At 28.6% G+C, this 23,528-nt stretch carries 22 protein-coding genes and 1 tRNA gene; 16 read left to right on the forward strand and 7 right to left on the reverse strand.

All coding sequences use genetic code 11. The annotated features are described in order from the left end of the window. Window positions 1-591: 591 nt before the first annotated feature. The 3 genes from GOY14_RS01805 to GOY14_RS01815 all read left to right on the forward strand — a co-directional run bounded on the left by GOY14_RS01805 (window position 592) and on the right by GOY14_RS01815 (window position 2,979). On the forward strand, window positions 592-1,323 hold the full coding sequence (locus tag GOY14_RS01805) for a lysophospholipid acyltransferase family protein (RefSeq protein WP_175809594.1): 732 nt from the start codon (window positions 592-594) through the stop codon (window positions 1,321-1,323). Between the two features lie 49 nt (window positions 1,324-1,372). Then, on the forward strand, window positions 1,373-1,642 hold the full coding sequence (gene rpsT, locus GOY14_RS01810; protein WP_175809595.1) for a 30S ribosomal protein S20: 270 nt from the start codon (window positions 1,373-1,375) through the stop codon (window positions 1,640-1,642). An 86-nt stretch (window positions 1,643-1,728) separates the two neighbouring features. Next, window positions 1,729-2,979 carry a citrate synthase gene (locus GOY14_RS01815; RefSeq protein WP_175809596.1) on the forward strand — a complete coding sequence of 417 codons (1,251 nt, stop codon included), beginning with the start codon at window positions 1,729-1,731 and terminating at the stop codon, window positions 2,977-2,979. Between the two features lie 66 nt (window positions 2,980-3,045). Here GOY14_RS01815 and GOY14_RS01820 read toward each other — a convergent pair whose 3' ends face one another. Genes GOY14_RS01820 through GOY14_RS01830 form a run of 3 tightly spaced genes read right to left on the reverse strand, consistent with a single transcriptional unit; the run spans window position 3,046 to window position 5,089 of the window. Next, the gene (locus GOY14_RS01820) at window positions 3,046-3,660 is read right to left on the reverse strand and encodes an SCO family protein (RefSeq protein WP_175809597.1); all 615 of its coding nucleotides are present in this window, start codon (window positions 3,658-3,660) and stop codon (window positions 3,046-3,048) included. Between the two features lie 45 nt (window positions 3,661-3,705). Beyond that, window positions 3,706-4,404, reverse strand: coding sequence for a DNA polymerase III subunit epsilon (dnaQ, locus tag GOY14_RS01825; protein ID WP_175809598.1), 699 nt, complete (start codon window positions 4,402-4,404; stop codon window positions 3,706-3,708). 34 nt (window positions 4,405-4,438) lie between these two features. Beyond that, window positions 4,439-5,089 carry a Tim44/TimA family putative adaptor protein gene (locus GOY14_RS01830; protein ID WP_175809599.1) on the reverse strand — a complete coding sequence of 217 codons (651 nt, stop codon included), beginning with the start codon at window positions 5,087-5,089 and terminating at the stop codon, window positions 4,439-4,441. Between the two features lie 190 nt (window positions 5,090-5,279). On the opposite strand from GOY14_RS01830, the gene secB reads away from it, so the two are divergent. The 4 genes from secB to sucD all read left to right on the forward strand — a co-directional run bounded on the left by secB (window position 5,280) and on the right by sucD (window position 8,249). Further along, entirely contained in the window at window positions 5,280-5,762 is a 483-nt protein-coding gene (gene secB, locus GOY14_RS01835; RefSeq protein WP_175809600.1) for a protein-export chaperone SecB, read from the forward strand. A gap of 223 nt (window positions 5,763-5,985) precedes the next feature. After that, window positions 5,986-6,186, forward strand: a complete 201-nt coding sequence (locus tag GOY14_RS01840) for a 30S ribosomal protein S21 (RefSeq protein ID WP_175809601.1) — start codon at window positions 5,986-5,988, stop codon at window positions 6,184-6,186. 27 nt (window positions 6,187-6,213) lie between these two features. Beyond that, window positions 6,214-7,389, forward strand: coding sequence for an ADP-forming succinate--CoA ligase subunit beta (gene sucC, locus GOY14_RS01845; protein WP_175809602.1), 1,176 nt, complete (start codon window positions 6,214-6,216; stop codon window positions 7,387-7,389). After that, window positions 7,377-8,249: a succinate--CoA ligase subunit alpha gene (gene sucD, locus GOY14_RS01850; protein ID WP_175809603.1), complete on the forward strand. Its 873-nt coding sequence runs from the start codon at window positions 7,377-7,379 to the stop codon at window positions 8,247-8,249. Before sucC ends, sucD begins: the two co-directional genes overlap by 13 nt. A gap of 15 nt (window positions 8,250-8,264) precedes the next feature. Here the strand turns inward: sucD and dapF are convergent, their stop codons facing one another. The 3 genes from dapF to GOY14_RS01865 form a co-directional block, all read right to left on the reverse strand. After that, a complete protein-coding gene (gene dapF / locus GOY14_RS01855) occupies window positions 8,265-9,062 on the reverse strand; it encodes a diaminopimelate epimerase (RefSeq protein WP_175809604.1) in 798 nt (265 codons plus the stop codon). A gap of 557 nt (window positions 9,063-9,619) precedes the next feature. Further along, window positions 9,620-10,183, reverse strand: a complete 564-nt coding sequence (locus GOY14_RS01860) for a nitroreductase family protein (RefSeq protein ID WP_175809605.1) — start codon at window positions 10,181-10,183, stop codon at window positions 9,620-9,622. Between the two features lie 1,232 nt (window positions 10,184-11,415). Beyond that, window positions 11,416-11,706: an NADH dehydrogenase ubiquinone Fe-S protein 4 gene (locus tag GOY14_RS01865; protein ID WP_175809606.1), complete on the reverse strand. Its 291-nt coding sequence runs from the start codon at window positions 11,704-11,706 to the stop codon at window positions 11,416-11,418. 153 nt (window positions 11,707-11,859) lie between these two features. On the opposite strand from GOY14_RS01865, the gene GOY14_RS01870 reads away from it, so the two are divergent. The 8 genes from GOY14_RS01870 to GOY14_RS01905 all read left to right on the forward strand — a co-directional run bounded on the left by GOY14_RS01870 (window position 11,860) and on the right by GOY14_RS01905 (window position 20,278). Continuing rightward, window positions 11,860-12,504 carry an alpha/beta hydrolase gene (locus GOY14_RS01870; RefSeq protein ID WP_175809607.1) on the forward strand — a complete coding sequence of 215 codons (645 nt, stop codon included), beginning with the start codon at window positions 11,860-11,862 and terminating at the stop codon, window positions 12,502-12,504. 4 nt (window positions 12,505-12,508) lie between these two features. After that, entirely contained in the window at window positions 12,509-13,306 is a 798-nt protein-coding gene (locus GOY14_RS01875; RefSeq protein WP_175809608.1) for an SDR family oxidoreductase, read from the forward strand. 475 nt (window positions 13,307-13,781) lie between these two features. Then, window positions 13,782-17,126, forward strand: a complete 3,345-nt coding sequence (dnaE, locus tag GOY14_RS01880; RefSeq protein WP_175809609.1) for a DNA polymerase III subunit alpha — start codon at window positions 13,782-13,784, stop codon at window positions 17,124-17,126. Window positions 17,127-17,620: 494 nt separating this feature from the next. Next, the gene (gene rpsF / locus GOY14_RS03365) at window positions 17,621-17,950 is read left to right on the forward strand and encodes a 30S ribosomal protein S6 (protein WP_410543572.1); all 330 of its coding nucleotides are present in this window, start codon (window positions 17,621-17,623) and stop codon (window positions 17,948-17,950) included. Beyond that, a complete protein-coding gene (gene rpsR / locus GOY14_RS01890; protein WP_175809611.1) occupies window positions 17,950-18,228 on the forward strand; it encodes a 30S ribosomal protein S18 in 279 nt (92 codons plus the stop codon). The genes rpsF and rpsR overlap by 1 nt, the downstream gene beginning before the upstream one ends. A 6-nt stretch (window positions 18,229-18,234) precedes the next feature. Then, window positions 18,235-18,756 carry a 50S ribosomal protein L9 gene (gene rplI / locus GOY14_RS01895; RefSeq protein ID WP_175809612.1) on the forward strand — a complete coding sequence of 174 codons (522 nt, stop codon included), beginning with the start codon at window positions 18,235-18,237 and terminating at the stop codon, window positions 18,754-18,756. Window positions 18,757-18,906: 150 nt separating this feature from the next. Continuing rightward, entirely contained in the window at window positions 18,907-20,214 is a 1,308-nt protein-coding gene (purB, locus tag GOY14_RS01900; protein ID WP_175809613.1) for an adenylosuccinate lyase, read from the forward strand. Then, window positions 20,205-20,278, forward strand: a tRNA-Met gene (locus tag GOY14_RS01905). Before purB ends, GOY14_RS01905 begins: the two co-directional genes overlap by 10 nt. A gap of 1,038 nt (window positions 20,279-21,316) precedes the next feature. Here the strand turns inward: GOY14_RS01905 and rpmG are convergent. After that, window positions 21,317-21,517 (reverse strand): 50S ribosomal protein L33, encoded by a 201-nt coding sequence (gene rpmG, locus GOY14_RS01910; protein ID WP_175809614.1) that lies wholly within the window; start codon window positions 21,515-21,517, stop codon window positions 21,317-21,319. 156 nt (window positions 21,518-21,673) lie between these two features. Here rpmG and GOY14_RS01915 point away from each other — a divergent pair, with 156 nt between their 5' ends. After that, window positions 21,674-23,443, forward strand: a complete 1,770-nt coding sequence (locus GOY14_RS01915; protein WP_175809615.1) for an Rne/Rng family ribonuclease — start codon at window positions 21,674-21,676, stop codon at window positions 23,441-23,443. Window positions 23,444-23,528 lie beyond the last annotated feature (85 nt).

The raw sequence follows: 23,528 nt of genomic DNA on the forward strand, positions 1-23,528 counted from the left end.
GTTAGAAAAATGTTTGTATAATAATGAACACATCAAAGATCATAAGCATATAAATAAAGAGAGCAAGAAGAAAAATTACGTGAGGTATTACATTAAAAATAATAGTGATAAAGAATGTTATATGATTACAAAGGAAGAAAAGAAATAAAAAAAATAAAACATTTTTTCATTTTAAAAGTCTTTAAATCATTTATTAGTTTACCATAATATGGTATTTGGGCTAAGATCTAATTAGCATTCTTTAAATAATAAAATTAATAGCTGATTATTAAGATAAGAATTAATATTATTAGAAATTAGCAAGAAAATGTAATTTTGATAAAGGTAAATCATCTTCTCCATGTAATTTAAACGTTTTCTTTGCTGCTCATTTTATTAATGATGGAAGCAAGTATTTTTATATAAAATTATGATACGAATTCCTAGTAATACTACTAGCCTTTTTACAGCAAAATATGTGCTCATCTTTTCACAAAGAATGAAAACTAAGTTTATAGAGCTGATTCACATTTTCTATTACTCAAAAGTATAATTAAACTTATTGTTTTAAGTTTGCATTCAAGTTAAACTTGAATAAAGTTATCTAAATTTGTGATTTCAAGTTTACTATTTAATTTTTTTCTTGTGTTATGGGAAGTATTTTATACTTTAATTACTCTTCCTATACTCTTTTTTCCTATACACATAAGAACTGTTTTACTTACTTTCTCAATAAAGGTTGTTTTATACATGCTTCGTTTATTATGTGGCATTGAGTATGAGATTAGGGGAATAGAAAATATTCCAAAGCAGCCTTTTATAATAGCTTCTAAGCATCAATCTCCATTTGAAACATTAATTTTTATGCTTTTATTTCGAAATGCAGTTTTTATTTTAAAACGTGAACTAAAATGGATTCCATTTATCGGTTTACACCTTATGGCGCTTGGAATGATCTTTATTAATCGTTTAGATGGTATTAAGTCTATACGTTATATCATTAAGTTAGCTAAGATACGTATGAAAGAAAATAGGAGTATAATTATATTTCCTGAAGGTACTAGAACAGTTGCAGTTACAGGTCAAAAAACTGAGTATCAGTCAGGTGTAGCTGCTTTATACAGTATGTTATCTGTTCCTGTATTACCAGTTGCTTTAAACACCGGTTTATTTTGGCCAAAACATATCTTTTCTATAAAAAAGATTCCTGGAAAGGCTGTAATAAAAATATTATCTCCAATATATCCTGGATTAAGTAAAGGTATTTTCTTAGAAAGTTTACGAAAAACCATTGAAGAAAAAAGCAATAAATTGGCTGCAAAAAAAACTGGTATTGCAAATTAGTAAAAAAACCTTATGATAAAAAGAAAATACAATGTTTAGGTAATAAAATATGGCAAATCATAAAAGCGCTAAAAAAATGATAAAGGTAATAGCAAAACGTACTTTAATAAATAAAACTCATAAAAGTAAAACCCGCACTGCTATTAGAAAGTTAATTGATATAATTAAATCAGGTGATAAAAAAAATGCCATTTTAGCATTTCGAAATGCCGAATCTAATTTACATAGGTGTGTAAGTAAAGGTATTTTTCATAAAAATACTGCTGCACGTAAGGTAAGTCGCTTAAATACAAAAGTAAAAGCATTGATGACAGTGTAGTGTAACTACTAATCTGAAGAAGTTAAGTTAGTATATTTTTTAATTTACGTCCTTATACATAAAATTTAAGTAGTCTAAGAAAAGTTATGAATAAAAGAGCTTTATTAGAATTAGGTAACGGACTAAAGGTTGAACTACCTATATTAAGAGGAACGGTAGGTCCTGATGTATTAAGCATTAAGGATTTATATAAGGCAACAGGATTATTTACTTATGATCCAGGATTTATTTCTACATCTTCATGTTCTTCTTCAATTACATTTATCGATGGAGATAAAGGAGCTCTTAGGTATAGAGGACATGATATAGCTGATTTAGCAGAAAATAATGATTTTACTGCCGTGATTTATTTATTACTCTATGGTAAATTACCTAATTTAGAGCAATATAAAGAATTTTTTCTGAAAATAAAAGAGTTATCTAAAGTACCAAAGCAGGTGATTGAAGTAATTAAAGCATTTCCAAAAACTGCTCATCCTATGTCAATCTTAATTGCATGTTTTGCAAGTTTATCAGGATTATATTATGAAAAATATGGCACAAATATTAATAGTAAAGACTTAAGTTTTGGAATCTCCATAATAGCACAAGTTCCTATAATTGTTGCAATGATATATAGGTATATCAATGATCAGGTATTTATTAATGCTGACAATGAATCAAGCTATAGTGAAAAATTTTTAATGATGATGTTTGGTAATATTTTCGATAAAAATAAGAATGCTTTATTTGCAAGAGCTTTAGATAAAATATTTACTCTTCACGCTGATCATGAACAAAATGCTTCTACAACAGCTGTTAGATTAGTAGGATCTGCTGGTTCTAATTTATTAGCTAGCTTATCTGCAGGAGTTGCTACGCTTTGGGGACCAGCACATGGTGGGGCTAATGAAGCTGTGATAAATATGTTGGAGGAAATAAGACAAAGTGGAGATATAGATAAATTTATTAAAAAAGCTAAAGATGATAAAGATCCATTTAGATTAATGGGGTTTGGACATCGCATTTATAAAAATTATGATCCACGTGCACGTATATTAAAAGATACCTGTGATGAAATTTTAGATAAGCTTGAACAAAATAATGAGCTACTTAAAGTTGCAAAAAAACTTGGGAAAATAGCTTTAAAAGATGAATATTTTATTGCTCGTAAGTTATATCCTAACGTTGATTTTTATTCAGGCATAATAATGAATGCTATTAACATTCCTTCAAATATGTTTACTGCTATTTTTGCTCTTTCAAGAACTACTGGGTGGGTTACTCAATGGTATGAAATGATGAATGACAAAGAAACTAAAGTTTATAGACCAAGACAACTCTATGTTGGTAAATAATAAAATATACCTTAATTTTTACTTACAGTATATTTTGAGCTTAGTCTATTAACTTAGACAAAAGAATCATATCTTATTAATGAATTCCTTAATTTTGGCTGCAATTTTATCAGATTGACTACTTGCATCTGAGTTCAAATCGGCTACAAAATGTGTAATATATTTACCCCCAGGACCAATAAAATATATTATCGAAGAATGATTAATTTCTTCTTCACTAATTTTGCTAGTGTAAACTTTATAACCCGAAATTACCTCATCTATTTTTTCCTTTTTGCCAGTTAACATCTGTATTCTATGATCAAATTGTTGATGAAATTCTTTAAGCTTTTCTATATTATCACGTTCAGGATCAATTGTTATAAAAAATGTTTGTAACTTCTCATGAGTTTTTTCATCTAATTTTACAAGTGTTTCTGAGATGATTCCAAGATTCATAGGGCAGACTTTTTTACATGAAGAAAACCCAAAAAAAATCATCATATATTTATCTTTAAAATCATCACTACGTATAATTTGATTATCTTGATTTATCAAGATAAAATCTTTTCCTATTTTAACTTCTGCATTGTTAATCTCTACTAGGGCAAATATACCTTTTTTAGTAAAAAAACAATAACTAAAAAAAATAGCTGCTAATACTATTAGTGTAATGAATAATGATCTTACAAACTTTATCATTAAAGTATCTTAAATAATAAATAAGATTATATCTTGTTAATTGATTTATTCAATATGTTCTTTCCAAAGTGGATTATTGATTTTATCTAACAGTTTTCTGTGTTCATTGACTTCTTCATCAGTTGGCGAATGTTTCCTATAGGCTAAATCACGTACTTTATTATGAATAACTATAGAATTGTTATCTTGTTGTTTGTACTGATTATCAAATAAGAAAGTTTGTAATCCTCCTGTAAGTTCAACATAAACTTTTGCAAGTAACTGAGCATCAATTAATGCTCCATGTAATTCTCTATTCTCTAGTGATATATTAAAACGCTTACATAATGCACTTAATGATGCAGGTGAACCTGCAAACTTTTTTCTTGCAAGTGATAACGTGTCTAGCACTCGATCTGAAGAAATTAATGCGGCATTTAATTTACTAAGTTCCATATTAAGGAATTTAATATCAAACTCAGCATTATGAATTATAAGAATATCGCTAGATATAAAATCAAGAAATTCAAGAGCAATATCTGAAAATAATGGCTTATCTTCTAAAAATTCTTTACTAATTCCATGAATTTTAAACGAGTGATAAGGTATATCTCTTTTTGGATTAAGATATTGGTGAAATACTTTACCTGTTGGTATACGGTTAATCAATTCTATGCATCCTATTTCAATAATTCGGTGACCAAACTCGATATCAAGACCAGTGGTTTCAGTATCAAGTACTATTTCGCGCAGCTTACTTTCCATAATTGATCTTAAACGAGATACTAGCCTTACTTAATTATATGTTTTGATTCTTATCATTATTGTCTCTATTATAATTAATAGAAATAAGTAGCCAGCTTGGATCTGATGAATTAATATTCTTTTTAAATTGCCATATATCCTCTACCTTATTAATCGTGGATGTACTTCCTGATATAATATTTCCCTTATTGTCCTTGACAAAATTAATTTGTTCTGAAAGAAAATATACTGCAATAAACACTACATTTTTTACTAACTTCAGTTCTAAAATTTTTTGTGAGATAATGGAAACAATTATAGATTCATGTGTTTCTTTACGATGTTTGATTTTTTCTATAAAACTATTATATAAATTTTTATCTAAAAGAGGCTTTAGCTGAGATAAATTTCCTTGATTAAAATACTTTATTATTAGTTCAAAAGCTATGTTTGCACCTTCCATAAAGTGAGAAATAGAAAAGTTTTTATTTCTTTGTAATATTTGTTCATAAATAATTTTTATTGAGTCTTTGTCATTGCTATTAATATAGTTTTCAATATCTTCCGTTGCATCTTCATTATTTTGGCCTGCATCTAGTGCATTAGTTAGTTTTCTTAAGCTTGGATTTGTCAACTTTCCTAAAGAGTTATACAATCTCGAAAAGATGAATGCTGCTAGTAAAGCATATATTACAAGTTCTACCATATCAATTAACTCCTCAGCATATAAAATACCCGAACAATCATTGAATTTTTTTAATAAGATTTGCTTAATTTTATATCAACTTGTGATTTAAATTTGCTATTCATTTACAAATGACTATATTCACTTACAAGTAACTTTAAATTATAGAAAAAAATACTAAATATTTCAACTTAAATGTGGAGACGTAAAAATGTTATATCGCAAAATGAAAATTCATGGCCAGTATATTAAGGATCTATCATTTGAAAATCCAAATCCACTACTCCTTTCCTCAAAAAAAGTTCCCAATATTAATGTGATAGTTAATGTCAGTTCAGTAAAGTTGGAAAAAATTGAAAATAAAGAAATAAATGATAAAGAAAGGTCTTTTCATGAAGTTATTTTGCATATAGAAGTTAAAGCGGTTGTAGAATATGAAAATGTAAAGGATGGTGTTGCTTTTATTTGTGAAACAAAATATTGTGGTATTTTTTCAATAGAAAAGTTTGCAGAGCTGGATTTAGAAGTAACAAGAAAAGCTTTACTTATCAGTGGGCCTACTTTTCTCTTTCCTTTTGTCAGGGAGATAATCGCAAGAATCACAAGCAGCGCTGGATTTCCTTCTCTTATATTGGATCCTATAGATTTTGAAGCTATATATGAACAACAGAATCACAACAAAAAAATAAGATGAGCAATGAAAATTTCTTGATATAATTTTATTTTTATCTTTAAAATGTAGCTAATCTTGTAAGGCAAAGTTATAATATAAAGATTTTGAAGTTTCAGCGGCTGGGATTAGAATTTTTGACATTTTAGTCATATATATTTGGCACTTAGATTTACAAAATAATTGACAATGTTAATTTTCTAATTTACAAGTAGATCTTTAAAACATTCTTGAGGGGGGTATATATTTGATTGAGGTATCAGTTCATTATGGTGATGTAAATAGAGCTTTTCCAATATTAAAAAAAACAATTCAAAAAGAAGGAAGAGGAATAAAAATTAAAAAACAATACCATGAAAAAAAGTCAGAGATAAGAGCTAAAAAAAAAGCTGAAATTAAAAAAAAGAAACGCCAACAAGAGAATAGAAGGCAACGCTATGGTTGGTAAGTAATTTAAAATTTATAATTATTGTTTATGAATGTTCATGAATATCAAGCGAAAGAGATTCTGCGCAAATTTAATGTTCCAGTGTCAAATGGTTTTGTTGCTACAACTGCAGAAGAAGTAGAAACTTTAGTAAGTCGGCTGAAGTCTAACATGCTTATAATTAAAGCTCAAATCCATGCAGGTGGTAGAGGTAAGGCCGGAGGTATAAAACTAGCAAATTCAGTTAAAGAAGCTCAACAGCTTGTAAAAAATATGCTTGGTATGACTTTAATCACTTCTCAAACAGGTCCAAGTGGGCAAAAAGTAAGAAAGGTGTATGTTGAAGAAAGTTCAAGCATTAAGAAAGAGTATTACTTAAGTTTAATAGTTGATCTAAAACTTAGCAGACCAACATTCATATTTTCTTCAGAAGGTGGGATGGATATTGAGAAAGTTGCAAAAAATTTTCCTATGAAAATAATAAAGCTTGACATTCATCCTATTTCTGGTTTTATAAGTTTTGATAGCAAAAAATTAAGCAGCAGTTTCAATTTAAATCAAGAACAAATAGAAAAAATAACAGATGTTGCAAGAAATATATATAATGCATTTCTTGCAACTGATGCAACTCAAATAGAAATTAATCCATTAGCTGAAACAGATTCTGGAGATTTTATTGCACTTGACGCAAAAATTAACTTTGACGACAATGCTTTATACCGTCATCCAGAAATTATGCAACTCCGTGATTATGATGAAGAGATAAAGGAAGAAATAGAAGCTTCAAAGCATGGACTAAGTTATATAAAAATGGATGGTAATATTGGTTGTATGGTAAATGGTGCAGGTCTTGCTATGGCAACAATGGATATAATAAACTACTATGGGGGAAAGCCTGCTAACTTTTTAGATATAGGTGGTGGAGCAAGCAAGGAAACCATTACCAAAGCATTTAGAATTATATTGTCTGATAACAATGTGAGAGGAATTTTGGTTAATATATTTGGTGGAATAATGCGTTGTGATATCGTTGCGAGTGGAATTGTTGAAGCCGCAAAAGGAATGAGTATTAGAGTTCCTTTAGTAGTTAGACTATCAGGTACTAATTTTAAAGAAGGAAAAAGAATTTTAGAGGAATCTGAGTTAACTATTATTGCTATAGATGAACTCAATGAAGCTGCGCAGAAAATAGTAAGAAAGGTAAAGCAAATATGTCCATTCTAGTGAATAAAAATACAAAGTTAATATGTCAAGGTTTTACTGGTGCACAGGGTACGTTTCATTCAGAGCAAGCGATTAGATATGGAACAAGAATGGTTGGCGGCGTAACTCCTAACAAAGGTGGAAAAATTCATCTTGGTTTGCCAGTTTTTAATACTGTAGCAGAAGCCAAAGAAAAAACTTATGCAAATGCTACAGTAATATATGTACCTGCCAAGTTTGCTGCTGATGCGATACTTGAAGCAATAAATGCAGAGATAGAGTTAATAGTTTGTATTACAGAAGGTATTCCTATACTTGATATGATAAAAGTTAAATATGCTCTTATAGGTTCAAAAAGTCGGTTAATTGGTCCGAACTGTCCAGGGATTATTACACCTAAAGAATGCAAAATAGGAATTATGCCTGGTCATATTCATAAACGTGGACATATAGGAATTATATCTCGTTCTGGAACTTTAACTTATGAAGCAGTAGCACAAATCACTGCCATTGGTCTTGGTCAATCAACATGCATAGGAATTGGAGGGGATCCTGTTCATGGTATGACTTTTATTGACTGTATGGAACTCTTTTTGAAAGATGACGAGACTCATGGTATTGTTATTATTGGTGAAATAGGTGGAAATGAAGAAGAGGATGTATCATCTTTTATAAAGACAGAGAAAAGTAAAAAGCCAATTTTTGGATTTGTAGCTGGTCAAACAGCCCCTCCAGGAAGACGTATGGGGCATGCTGGTGCTATTATTTCTTCTAGTAGTGGAAGTGCTGCTGCAAAATTAGAAATTATGAAAAGCGCTGGAATTATAATTGCGGAAACGCCAGCAGTAATCGGTAAAAAGGTTTTAGAAGTTATGGCATAAGTTAAGGTCTTGTTGCTACAAAAATCCCATGTTACCTGCTATAAATATATTGTTATTTCTCCATTCAACTAACAAGTCACCCCCTGATGAGCTTACTAAAGTTTGCTTAGTAAGCAAATACTTACGAAGTACAGATGCGACAAGTGCTGCGCAAGCTGCACTACCGCATGAAGCAGTGATACCTGTGCCTCTTTCCCAAACTCTTAAAACTATTTTTCCAGATCTTTTGATCTGTACAATACTAACATTAACCCTTTCTGGAAAGAAGACATGATTTTCCAATTTTGGACCTAAGCTTAACAATGGTATTTTACTTACGTCATCAACAAAAAAAACTATGTGAGGGTTACCAATATTTACTGCAACTGGATCTTTAAGCATCCCAAACTCTATAGGTAAAAAAAGAGTGTTACATCTAATAGATAGAGGAATCTCATACCATTTAAATAATGGTTTGCCCATATTAACTTTTATAAAGTTGTCACTAACCTTAAAACATTCTAAAATACGTTTATTTATTAACTCAATAGTAGCATATTCAGCACTTTTTTCTGACATTACCAAATATCCAACACAACGTGCTGCATTTCCACACATTTCAACTTCGCTACCATCAGCATTATAAATGTGCATAAAGCAATCAGCTATATTAGAGCTAGTTATAACTATTACCTGATCACAACTATTTTGATGAGCAATTTCTCTATAGTTCCATTCTAAGTTATTTGTTGAACGCGAGTCTATGATAACAAAGTTGTTACCAGTGCTATGCATCTTTACATAGGAAATTTTATCTATTAAGTTATTTACCATTGAGTAATAAAAACTATATAAATAAAAATTTTTTCAGCATAATTGTTTTGTACACTATAAATTTTTATAGTATAGATGCTTAAGTAAAAATCAACAATAGCAAAATTTTTTTATTAATTTGGGGTCTATTGAGTAAAGAGTAAATATTTTTATTAATAACAAAACTAGTAACGGCTTATGGAGAGTAGCAATAAGATATGTACAATTCATTAGCTTTGTTTATTGCTCTTGTATAGAGTTGAAACTAATAATGTAATTACTTTTTCGTAATGTAACTTTGTATCAGAAACTGGTTTCTAAATATATGACGAAAATATTTAAAAATATTTAAGATAACTTTACAACAAAAATACTAGATAATAATAGAAGGAGAGATTCATCATTTTTATTCATCATTTTTAATGATATGGTTAATACTTTGCTATTCTATTTTCATGAGGATAAATAATATAGATTATAAATTGAAAAAGAAAAATTTTCAAAGAATTAGTAAAAAATTAAAAAATAGGATTAACTACTATATAATGTCATGTTTTTGATATCAAGATAAAGAACAGTTAGATAAATTCACCTGGCCACTCATCATAAAAGAATATTTCCTCTATGGGCCTTCTTTTTTTTTCTTTAACTTCAGCACCTTCTTCTTCGTAACCAACCGCTATCACTGATGTTATATTGAACCCATTAGGTATATTGAATTTCTTGACTATTTGGTTTCTATTAAAACCTCCTACCTGATGGGCCATTAAATTTATAGATGCAGCCTGTAGCATAAGCGCATAGTTTGCTGCACCAGTATCATGTTTAGCCCAAAAATTTTTTCCTTTATTTAGCTCTCGGAAATTTTTAGCGCTTAACGATATAATTAAAATTTGCGCATTTTTAGCCCATTTTTGATTAGACTTATCAAGACAACTCAGTAATTTTTCCCATGAATTTTGATTGTTTTGCTTGTTACATATTATATATCTCCAAGGTTCATCGCCAAAGCATGAAGGAGAAAGTCGAGCTGCCTCTATGAGCAGATTGATTTCTTCTTGGTTTACTAGTTTATTAGGATTATATAAACACCCACTATGTCTTGTTCTCATCAAAGCTAATAAATCTTGTGTGTTTATCATTTTCAGGTGTATAAATTAATTTATTGTAACATAATGTAAATAAAATTTAAGTTAATTTTATAAATATAAGAATTAGCATAATTATTATGCCTCTTTTTGGAAAGATATCTTTAATAACTCAATCGAGTAACTGATCGATTTAATTAAAATTTTTTTTGTGTTTACTCCCGTTTTCAATGAGTTGTCAAACATATATATCTCTTCATTCTTGTCGGCGCTATACCACAATGCTTAAAGTAATGTTCATTTATTGCTTACATTTGAATGTAAAACAGAATTTTATCAAAATTAGTATACCTATTGAACTCAGAACATAATTTTCCGATTTTTAAATTTTCTACTCATTGTCACTCTTCCTACTCAACTAAGGTATATTTAGCGCTTTTTACTCTACTCATGATAGCTAAATAAATGAAATAGTAGAAAAAATTATTAAGTTCTAGTGTGGATATTTATGCTGAACTTTTTGATCTATTTATCTTAATTTAGTTTAGTAAAGTTTTTTTTACCTATAGAGCTTATAATATTTGAAAAAAAACATCATCTTTGAATTCATAAACCAATGTTTATAATTAATGATTAGTAAATGATCGTTATTAAAGCTAAAGCTATTTTAAAGTTTAATAGTAAACTATAATTTACTATAATAATCATTTAATATATGTATTGACATTAGTAGAAATTTCAGTTCTTTTCTATAAAATTTTTGAAGAAGTTAATTAAATCATTAGTAACAATATGTTACTAGTATACATCTACTATTATTTTTACCTTTTATATTATTAAAGCATAATTTTCAAGATTTTATTGTTTGCTAAATTAATAATTTTTCTTCTTTTAAAGAAAAAAAGAGTCTACCATTCTTAATTTTACATTACAAGTAATTTTCACAGCATTATTAATGTATATTTACTAATCAATTAAATATGTACTAAAGAGTTTATATCATTAATATATAATCTACTCTTGCTTCTTTGAATTTAAAAAATTTTCTATGTACAATACAATTCACGTTATATTTAGTTAATTTATATTTCCTTAATTAAAATTGGGTAAAATGGAGAGCTAATTTTAAATTTTACTAGTACTGTATTATTACTAATCCTTATTATTTCTATTATATAACAATACAATAAAGAATATTAGCTCACTTCATAATTATTATATGATATAATTCACTATATAAGATGAAAGAATAATAATATATATTACTCTCAGTACCTTTACTACTTTCATATGAAATTATTTGTATAAGATTTTGGTATTCTCCTAATATTTTTTGGCATCTCAATTATATATTGAATGTTGCGTTTTTTTACATATGATACTGCTTGTTCAAGAGAATTAAATTTTAATACAATCTGTTTTTGAGGATTTTTTGAACCAATCCACCCCATTAAAGGTTCAATGTAATAAGAATCTGGCTTTATCCTTAGATGCCAAAAGCGTGTATTACCTAAACCAGATTGCATTGAAGTTTTTGCCGGTTTATAAATCTTGAAAATTACCTTATCAGTATTCATAGTTTTTATCAAAAAAAACTGGATATGTATTTAAATAAATTGTTACTAAAAATTTTTCTTTTCTTATTTTTAAAATATAATAATATTGAAAGCTTTTACAAACTTATAAATTAATGTTAAATTAAAGTTTATACATAACTACTAAGATAAGAAATGATTGAACTTGAAGGTCCAGAAATTTGTGTAAACAAAAATAAGAAAAATTTGATTGTTTGTTTACACGGCTGGGGATCAAGCGGTAGTAATTTTGTTTATCTTGCTAAAATTATGAGCAAATTTTTACCTGATTCATACTTTATAGTACCCAATGCCCCATTTAAAAGAGAAATAGGTAATGGTTACCAGTGGTTTAGTTTAGAGGATCGTAGCGAGGAAGCATTATATAACGGAGTGGAAAACGCTACATTAATAGTAAATCATTTTATTGATGTAAAATTGAAAAAGTTTGGCTTGAAAGATACACAACTTTCTTTAATTGGATTTTCTCAAGGTGCAATGCTTGCCATACATATAGCTCTTATCCGACCTCAATCTTGTGCATCGGTTGTTTCATATTCTGGTAGGTTTATTTCTCCTTCAAAAGTTGCACCCAAGATTAAATCAAGGCCTAATATGTGTGTTATTCATGGCGATGCTGACAACATAGTGCCTTTTTCTTCTCTTAACTTAGCAGTTAAAGCTTTAAAGAAAAATGGGATAAATGTTGAAGGATATCCGATTAAGAAATTAGAACATATGATCAATGAAGAAGGAATAAAGTTAGGTGTAGAGTTTATTAAAAAAAATTTTACAAGCTAATTTTATGCATTTATTTTGTTTTGGTTACGGATATGTAGCTAAGTTTTTATCGAAAAGTTTATTGGATTTAAATTGGAAAATTAGTGGTACTTCAAGCAATCAAGATATACAAAAAGTTGATCTTTTTCATTATGATAAAGTAAATGAGTATACCTTTAAAGGTGTAACACATGTTTTAGTTTCCATTCCTCCAGATGGTGATGATGTGTTAGAGAGGTATAGTCATTATTTTCAAGATATTAAATGGCTTGGATATTTATCTGCAACTAGTGTCTATGGTGACCATGCTGGTAATTGGATTACGGAAGAGTCTAAAACGAGACCTATAGAAACTAGAGGAAAAAATCGCCTTAAGTCTGAAAAAAAATGGCTAAGTAGCAAATTACCTGTACATATTTTCCGTTTAGCTGGAATATATGGTCCTGGTAGAAATGTATTGATTGACTTGCGACTTAATAAAATAAAAAATCTTCAAAAAGAAGGACATGTTTTCTCTCGTATTCATGTTGAGGATATATCGAATATTTTATTTTCTTCTATGAAGAATATAAAACCTGGGGAAATATATAATTGTGCAGACGATTTACCTGCTACACGATTTGAGATAGTGACATATGCAGCTAAACTTTTAAGAATTAATGTTCCAAAATTGGTAGAGATTTCTTCTTTATCAAAGAATGCACAAAGTTTTTACTTAAGATCAAAAAAAGTAAGCAACGTTAAAGTTAAAACAGATCTTGGTATCTCTTTAATTTATCCTACTTATAAAGTGGGACTGGAAAGTTTATATTTTAAAGATTAAAACTGCATTAACAAGTAAATTAAGTTGAGGAAGTGTTACTTAACATTGCTGATTAACATTTAATTTTTATAAATCTCTTTTATAAGAATATTTTTTATAAGAATATTTTTTTTAACTCTGAAGCTATGATTTTTTAAAAAACTTAGGATTTTTCTTTATAAGAAAAAAGGCTTACTTTTATAAGTACGTTTTAGCCTGAATATATAATATAAAATAAATTTTATTGGAAAGAGTTCTTTTATTTAAAGACATAAAATACGCATAGTGTAAAAGTGAGATATTAAACGTAAAAATAATGCTTTTGTATTGTAATTGCACAAATTTAAAATTAAAGACTCTTAACTCCTTATAGTAAAGGAGCTAATTAAGAGTATCAAAAAGTTTTTTGCTGGTACTTGAGTAAATTTTTGTTTTTGTAAGTTGTATTTTTATAGATAAATTAATGATATTCTCTTACTGCTAATTTTAAATTTTTATGTTCATACATCTACGTGTTCATAGTATTTATTCGCTACTTGAGAGTTCAGTTACAATTGAGGAATTAATTTGCCTTTGCTTACAGTATAAAATGCCAGCAGTTGCGATTACTGATTCAGGTAATTTATTTGGCTCACTTGAATTTGCAGAATATGCGGCAAGTAAAGGAATACAGCTAATAATAGGATGTAATATCATAGTTCAACATTCAAAACAAAATTTACCCATATTACTACTTGCAAAAAATAAGCAAGGTTATGCTAACTTAGTCACTCTGGTAAGTGAATCTTTTAAAAAGCGTAAAAGCACTAACGATATTTCTTACATTAATTTTACTGAGCTATTAAATTTAAGTTCAGGTCTAATTGCTTTAACTGGTGGGTATGATGGAATATTAGTTCAACTGTTATTAAAGCAAGATAGAGAAATGGTAGAAAAATTACTCCTGGCATTCAATGGTCATTTATACGTTGAATTACAACGTCATGGGCTTAGTAAAAGGTTAGTAGAAGTTGAGAAAACTTTACTAAGCTTTGCTTACAAGCACAATGTACCACTTGTTGCAACAAACGATGTATTTTTTTTAAATAGGTCTGACTATGAAGCTCATGTTATATTAACATGTATATCAGAAGGAAATTACGTTCTCGAAGAGAATAAGAAAAAAACAACTACTACTACTGAGCATTATTTTAAATCCATGATAGAAATGGAGAGGCTATTTAGTGATATTCCTGAAGCAATTCATAACACTTCAGTGATAGCTAGAAGGTGCTCTTATATGCCAAGAAGTAGGCAACCTATTTTGCCTAAATTTCCTTGTCGAGAGAATAAAACTGAGAATGAAGAACTTAGGGAACAAGCAATTGCAGGATTAAAATTACGTATTGCAAGTAAAATAAATATAGATCTTGAGCGATATTTTAATAGGCTAAATTATGAATTGGGTGTGATCACCTCAATGAATTATTCTGGATATTTTTTGATAGTTTCTGATTTTATTCGTTGGAGTAAAATAAATGGCATTCCAGTTGGTCCAGGAAGAGGTTCTGGAGCTGGATCAATCGTCGCTTGGGCCTTACAAATTACAGATCTTGATCCAATAAAATTTGGTTTGATTTTTGAAAGATTTTTAAACCCTGATCGTGTATCAATGCCTGACTTTGATATCGATTTTTGTCAAGAAAAGAGAGACTTAGTTATTGATTATGTCCGAAAGAAGTATGGTTATGTTGCTCAAATAATCACTTTTGGAAAATTACAAGCAAGGGCTGTGTTACGTGATGTTGGTAGGGTACTACAAATGCCTTATATTCAGGTAGATAAAATATCTAAAATGGTCCCATTTAATCCAGTAAATCCTGTAACGCTGTCACAGGCAATAAAACTTGATAGAAATTTGCAAAAAGAACGAGACAGTGATGAAGTAATTGCAAAACTTCTTGATATCTCTCTTAAACTTGAAGGAATATATCGTCATATTTCAACTCATGCTGCTGGAATTGTGATATGTGATCAAAAATTGGAAAATTTTGTTCCTATTTATTATGATCCAAGTTCAGCTCTTCCAATTACTCAGTATAGTATGAAGTATGTGGAAAAAGCTGGACTAATAAAATTTGATTTTCTCGGACTTGGTACGCTAACACTAATAGATCATGTATGCCATTTAATTGGCCGTAATGGAAAAAAAATTGATATTTCTTTAATTTCTTTAAATGACTATAAAACTTATGAAATGCTTTCAAGAGGTGAAGCGATCGGAGTATTTCAACTTGAAAGTTCGGGAATGAGGGAGGCTTTAATTAAATTAAAACCAGACTGTATCGAGGATATTATTGCTTTAATCTCTCTCTATCGTCCTGGTCCTATAAATAATATTTCAACTTACATTGCAAGAAAACATGGACTTGAAAAGCCAGATTATATTCATCCCTTGCTTGAAGAAACATTAAAAGAAACATTTGGAGTAATAATTTATCAAGAGCAAGTAATGGAAATAGCACGTATTCTTTCTGGATATAGCCTGGCTGAAGCTGATCTACTTAGGCGTGCTATGAGTAAGAAAATTAAAGAAGAAATGGATAAGCAACGCAAATTTTTCGTTCAGGGGGCAATAAAAAATGGTATTGATTATGATAGGGCCAGTCATATTTTTGATCTTGTTGCAAAATTCGCTGGTTACGGATTTAATAAATCTCATGCAGCTGCATATGCAGTGATATCTTACCAAACAGCTTATCTTAAAGCTAATTACCCATTAGAATTCTTTACAGCCTCAATGAATTTAAACATTAGTGATAGAGACAAACTAAATTTGTTTTACTATGCTGCAAAAATATGTGGAGTGACTATTCTTCCACCTGATATAAATAAATCCCAAGCTTTATTTTCAATAGAGGGAGAACACATACGATATGGTATTGCTGCTTTGCGTAATGTTGGTTTCTCTATAGCAGAGGGAATAGTCAATATGAGTCAAAGCATTTATCAAAATATATGGGAATTTATTCAAAATTCAGGACACTTGATAAATAAAAGAGCACTAGAAAGCTTAATTAAAGCTGGAGTATTTGATAGTATACATAAAAATAGAAAGCAGTTATATGAGTCAATAGATACACTAATTTATTTTGCAAATAAAAATAGACAAAATAAAGAATCAACCCAAGCTGTTTTATTTGATAATCTTGATTACTTTAAACTAAAACTTGAAGACGTAAAAGACTTTAATGAAGAAGAAAAACTGGAGCACGAGTTATTTTCACTAGGGTTTTACTTAACTAATCATCCGCTTGAAAAATTTAGAACACTTTTAGAAAAATTAAATATTGGATTTTTTAGAAAGAATAGAACAACAAAAGTTGCCGGTATAATATTAAATGTGTGTATGAGAACTTCAGAGTACGGAAGATTTATTATACTTAAGCTTTCAGATCCAGATTCCATTTTTGAGATAGCATTTTATAACAACACAATAATAGAAAGGAAAAGAAATTTATTTTTGCCCAGAGAACTTGTTATAATTGATCTTGAAAATTCAGAAAGTACAATAAAATTAGTTGGTAAGGATATATTTGAATTTACAAAAGGAATCACTTCTATAATTAAAAAACTAATCTTAATTGGATGTGCAGATTCGCACAAAGTTGCTATGGAACTAAATTCAATATTAAAAAACAGGGGTAAAACTAAAGTAATGATAGAACTTTTTCTTGAAAAAACTAAAGTAAGTATTTTATTGCCAGATACATATTTAATTACCCCTCAGGTTGCTCATGAAATATCTAATTTAAGTTGGGTTAAGGATATGAAGATCAATACAAATAGCTTGCTTATGTAAAAGAGTATGAATATAATAAAAATTAGTTAACATTTAAGGTTAGAATAGTGAATTTTTATGAATTTACTTTTGTGGCACAACAAGGCTTACTACAGCAAGAAGTAGAAGGAATGCTCCAAGAGTTAGTTATTTTATTAAAAAATATTAAAAGAGATATTCTTTTTCAAGGGGTCAAAGGTTTTTTAGAAAACAAAAAACTTACGAAACAAAAACTAGAAATATGCTCTAAGACTATTCAAGAGAGTTTAATTCATTATTCAGATTTTTTAGAAAATTTCGTAAAAATTTTATTTATTGAACTAGAAGAAAATTTTTCAAATTTAAAAGAAATTAAATTAAAAATTGGTAAGGAGTTGAAAAATGAATTAAAAAATTTAGAAATAGTGCAAAATTTCATCAGAACCTTAGAGAGTGGTAAGCAAATTACTAAGAATAATTTTATTCGCAATATAGTAAGTACTTTAAAAGTAAGTATCTCAGAGAATTTAGCAAAGATTTTTCAAGATATTTTAAAAGATTGTGAAGCAATAAATTTAGATGAGTTAGATAAAATATTAAAAGTTCTTTTAGAAAATGTTGTAGCTTTAGGATTAATAAAATATGAATACTGGGGTTTACTAGATTTTGCATACCCAATAAATAAGATGAAGAGTGGTCATTATTGTATAATGTGTATAAGTTCAACTTCGGGTATTATGGAAGAATTTATACGTAGAATAAAGCTTAATGAAAATATTATTCGTCATTTATTTATACAAGTTAATAAATTTTTTGAAGGGAAATCTTATATGATAAATAAACAAGTCGAGGAGCAAAGTGCATAATGGTAAAAAAAAGGAGCAGTTTTAATGATTCTTATTCTATGAATAACAATAGAACTGCTGGATTCAGGCGCTCTAAGGTTTGCCCTCTTGCTGCATTCAAAGATGAAGATATAGATTATAAGAATATGGATTTATTATCTAAGTTTATTTCTGACTATGGTAGAATATTACCCAGAAGACTAACTGGTGTGTGTGCAAGAAGACAAAGAAAATTGCGTTTAGCAATTATAAGAGCACGTTTTCTAGCTCTTATTCCTTATTATACTAAAAAGAATTAGGCATTTATGTTGATAATTTTAAAGGAAGACATAAGAACTCTTGGTAAGCTAGGTGAGATTGTGAAAGTAAAACCTGGTTATGCGCGTAATTATCTCTTTCCACAAAAGAAAGCAGTTAAAGCTACTAAAGAGAGTATAGCAAAGCTAGAAGAGCAGCGTTCCTTTTTAGAAAGAGAAAATATAGAAAAATTAAATTTAGCAAAAAAGTTAGCAGCATCTCTTATTAATAAGTTTGTGATATTAGTAAAACAAGCTTCTGAAGACGGCAAAATTTTTGGTTCTGTAACTGCGAGAGAAGTTGCAGGATCTTTATTATTTCAAGAACATAAAATTGATCATCGTAAAATATCTTTTAATGGAATAAAAATAAAAAATTTGGGTGAGTATCAAGTTAATGTAGAGCTGCATAGTGAGGTAGTGGTACCAATTAGCGTGTATGTTGTTAGGTCAGAAACAGATATTCATGAGCTAGAAAGGGTAAAATTACAAAATCAAAAACAGCAGTCGCAACAACATAAGATTGAATAAGATTTAAGTAAAGAAGCTATTGGTAGTGTAAAATTGACCAAGTATAATTTCTCATCCTAATTACAAGGGAATATTTTATAGCTAAATTAGTGCTATCTCAAATATAAATTTTGAATACTTACAAAAATGAGAACGGAGGGAGTTATTTTAATGATTTTTCGTTACAGTCGTGAAAAAGTATCTGCTATCTGGAAAGAGAATAATAAATTTAATGTATGGCTAAAAATAGAAAAATTAGTATGTGAAGCTCAAGCAAAGTTAGGAGTTATTCCAAATAGTGTTGCTAAAAAACTTTCTGCTAGTGCTATTAAATTTGATATTAAGCGTATCAGTGAAATTGAATCTATTGTAAAGCATGATTTTGTGGCTTTCCTAACATATATTGCTGAAAAAATAGGAGTTGACATGCGTTATCTACATTATGGTATAACAAGCTCTGATATACTTGATACATGTCTTGCAGTGCAGATGAAAGAATCATGTGATATTTTGCTTGAAGATTTACAAAATTTGCTTGTAGCATTAAAAAAAAAAGCTAAGAACTATAAAAATATTGTGTGTGTTGGACGCAGTCATGGAATACATGCAGAACCGACAACATTTGGATTAAAGTTTGCTAGGTTTTATGCAGAATTTAAACGTAGCTACCAAAGGCTCATAAGTGCGAGAAAAGAAATTTCAGTTTGTAAAATATCAGGTGCAGTAGGAAATTTTGCAAATGTTAATCCATTTGTTGAAGAATATGTAGCAAAAAAAATGGGACTTACACCTGAAACTATATCGTCTCAAGTAATTCCTCGCGATAGACATGCTATGTTCTTTTTAGTTTTAGGAGTGATTGCAAGCTCAATTGAAAATGTTGCTGTTGAAGTCCGTCATTTACAAAGAACTGAAATTGAAGAAGTTTTTGAATATTTTTCCACTGGACAAAAGGGAAGTTCTGCTATGCCACATAAGTGTAATCCTATTTTAAGTGAAAATTTAACTGGACTCTCACGCTTAATACGTAGTTATATATTTCCTGCCTTAGAAAATGTCGTGTTATGGCATGAACGAGATATATCGCATTCGTCTGTGGAAAGATGTATTGTTCCTGACGCTTGCATAGTGATGGATTTTGCCTTAGTAAGATTAACAGATTTAGTAGATAAATTGATAATTGATAAGAAAAATATTAAAAAAAACTTAAATTCTTCAAAAGGCTTAATTTTTTCACAACGTGTGTTGCTTGAATTAGTACACAATGGTTTAACCAGGGAAGAAGCATACAAAATAGTTCAAACTAACGCGATGAAAGTTAAACGAGAAAATAACAATGATTTTTTATCTGAATTAAAACAAGATAAGTACTTACTTGAAGTTATTGACCCTAAAAAGCTTGAGTCTTTATTTGATTTGAAGTATTATACAAAATATATAGATCATACATATAATAAAGTTTTTAATCAGGCTGAGTAGCTCAGTGGGGTAGAGCAGGAGGATCATAATCTCTTGGCCGTGGGTTCAAATCCCTCCTCAGCCAGCCTCACTATAGTTTTATAGATAAATTATTGATAACTTACTTTTATCTATATATATAACGCTAATTCTATGAATTAGTAATAAAAAAATATTTTTTAAAATTAATACATTATTTAACTAATTAATAATCACACTAAAAATCAATCCTAATTTAAAACGATAGAAAATTTATGATAATTTTCTTTTAAAAGAAAAGTTCTCTAAATTTTTATCAATACAGTTAGCTAAATCAAAGTAGTTAAATAATTTTCTATTAATTAAATAAAAACACAATTTAATGCTATAAACAAGATGAATATTATCTATAAAATATTTTTTTTAATTTTCCAATAATATGTGCAGTTTTAATCAAAATCATCATCGGTAAAACTATACAAAAATAGTCATCCGGATTTATGTACTGAGTACATATCTAAACTTATTTAGATATAAAGAGCTCAGTAGGTAATTTAGTTAGTACAAATTATATAAAGAAAGTTTCACATGAACTTCTATCTTTTTACTTTTAAGAGTATCATTAAAAATAATATATTTCAATATCGATAAAATTGCTCCTAAAATTAGAGCCTAGCTATAAAGGTAGTAAAAGGCTATACTTACTTTTAAATAACATTTTATTTAAAGAATTACCTATAAGTTCTTTTAATGTACTCCAATTCTTCAAATTATGCAGCTCATTATTTTTTAAATTTATTAACTAAATTTCAATATTACAAAATCAATTTAGTACTTCCAATACACTCAAAAAGAACTAACAAATAGTTGTAAAAGCTTGCTACATATTCAATATACATGTACTTTTAGTAAAATAAAAATATAATTTTTAGTATAATATACATAAACACTTAAAAAAAGAATTTCAGAGTAAGCTTTTCAATAAAGCTCCTGTAATTTGATTAACCATAATACCTAAAAATTTGTTAAGTATAAAATTTTATAAAAACTTTGTTAGTATCATTCAATTACATATATAAATAAAAACTAATGAACTTATTGAATAATTTAATTTTAGATTTTTCAAAAAAACTTCTACAGAAAATTATTTTAATTTTTCTTCTCTAAATAAAACATGTTTTCTAGCCACTGGATCGTATTTTTTGAACTCTAATTTTCTATTAAGCTTTTTTGGATTACGCTTTTTTACATAAAAATAACCTGTAGGTTTTTCTTCACCGGCACTTGTTTTCTTGGTTGCACTGCTAACTAGTTTAATAAGCAAAGAATGATTCTTTTTTGCCATAATTATTATAGTAGTATAATCTATTTAATGAATTTACTATATGAAATACTAAAAGTCAACTCTGTTTCATACCTCTTAAGCACTGCAGATCGTAAAATTCTTGACAATCTCATAGTAACATTAATAATATAATTAAATTCAGAACATGAAAAATAAGTGGCAAATAGTAGTAAAAGGTTGCTATTAATAGAAAATTCCATCTGCTCTGATGAAGTTAGGATTGCTTTGTCAGTCAATAATAAGGTCGTAGAATTTGAACAAGAATTCAAGGAGAAAAAACAGTTGAGAGGTAATATATATGTTGCTTATGTAAAGCGTATAAAGCCATCCCTACAAGCTGTGTTTATTGAATATGGAAAAAATAAACAAGGTTTTTTATCTTTTTCTGAAATATCTCCAGATTATTTTAATATCTCAGAAAAAGAAAAAGAGGATTTTTTCGAAAATTATTTAAGTAATGATTATACAGAAATAAATTGTAGTACATCAACAAATGTTTCTTCAGATCCTATGACTAATAAAAGTATTAATGAATTTAATGGTGGTTTTATAAAAGAAGTATCTTTATATAAAAGATATAAATTACAAGATGTTATTGCAATCAATCAAAAAATGTTAGTTCAATTAACTAAAGAAGAACGAGGTAGCAAGGGTGCTTCATTTACAACTTACATCACTTTGGTTGGCAGGTACTGTATTTTTCTACCTAATTCTATGAATAAGGGAGTATCTCGTAAAATTGAAGATGTCAGTATCAGAAAGCAATTAAGGGATGTACTCAATTCAATAAACCTTCCAAAAAAATCAGGTTTAATAATAAGGACCATTGGTTCAGGAAAAAGTAAAAAAGAAATTGAGCAAGATTATAATTATTTATTTTCATTATGGCAAAATATTCAAAAAAATGCTTCTTCTATAAATGTTCCATCATTAATTTACAATGAAGCAGACTTAATTATGAGATCTATTCGTGATTTTTGTAGCAATGATGTAGAAATTATAGTATCCGGAAAGGAAGCTTTTAAAGCAGTAAAACAATATGCTGAAAATGCACTAAAAGGTAGTAAATTACGTTATAGATTGTATAGAGGTTTTATTCCGATATTTACTTACTATGGGATTGAAGATCAAGTTTCTGAATTGTATAATAATAGAGTAAAATTACCATCTGGTGGATCTTTAATAATAACTTTGACTGAAGCATTTGTTTCAATAGACGTAAACTCTGGAAAAATGATGGAAGAAGACAGTATAGAAGAAACAGCTTATAGAACTAATATGGAAGCAGTACCTGAAATATCAAGGCAGGTAAATTTAAGAGGATTGTCAGGATTAATAGTAGTCGATTTTATTGGCATGTTAAAATATCAGTATTGTAGAGCTGTTGAGTTTGCTGTTAGACAAGCATTCAAAGATGATAAAGCGAGAGTGCATTTTAGTTATATAAATGATTTTGGTTTAATGGTCTTTTCAAGACAAAGAATCAAGCCAAGTATACAGGAAATTAATACTACAGAATGCTTACACTGCAAGGGAATTGGCAAAATAAAATCAAATGAAGTAATTGTTGCATCGATATTAAGAGAGTTACAATATGTTGCTAGTAAAAATCGAAATGGCTCATTTGATTTAATAGCTCATGGTTCAATTATTGCGCACATTTTCAGTAATAAACGTGATACAGTTTCTACGATTGAAAAAGAATTCAATATTAAGTTGAACGTTAATGCTGATAATAATCTAAGTATAGATGCGTTTATTTTAAAACGGAGAAATAATATTAATCTAAATGATTGTAAGCCGCTACAAAATTCTGGTTATAAAGTTAGAAGTAATAGTAATGAAAAAATTAATGGCTCAAGTGAGTTGCAGAACAATTTTTGGCTAACTAGGTGGCTTTCACGTCTTTTGAGCTATAATAGCTAATAGAAATCCTAAGTGGGACTTGTAATTATTAAGTTCCATACTTATATATCCTACATCAGACAATATTTATAAAGGGAGTATTCGC

The sequence above is a fragment of the Wolbachia endosymbiont of Dipetalonema caudispina genome, assembly GCF_013365495.1.
In the GTDB taxonomy this organism is placed as follows: domain Bacteria; phylum Pseudomonadota; class Alphaproteobacteria; order Rickettsiales; family Anaplasmataceae; genus Wolbachia.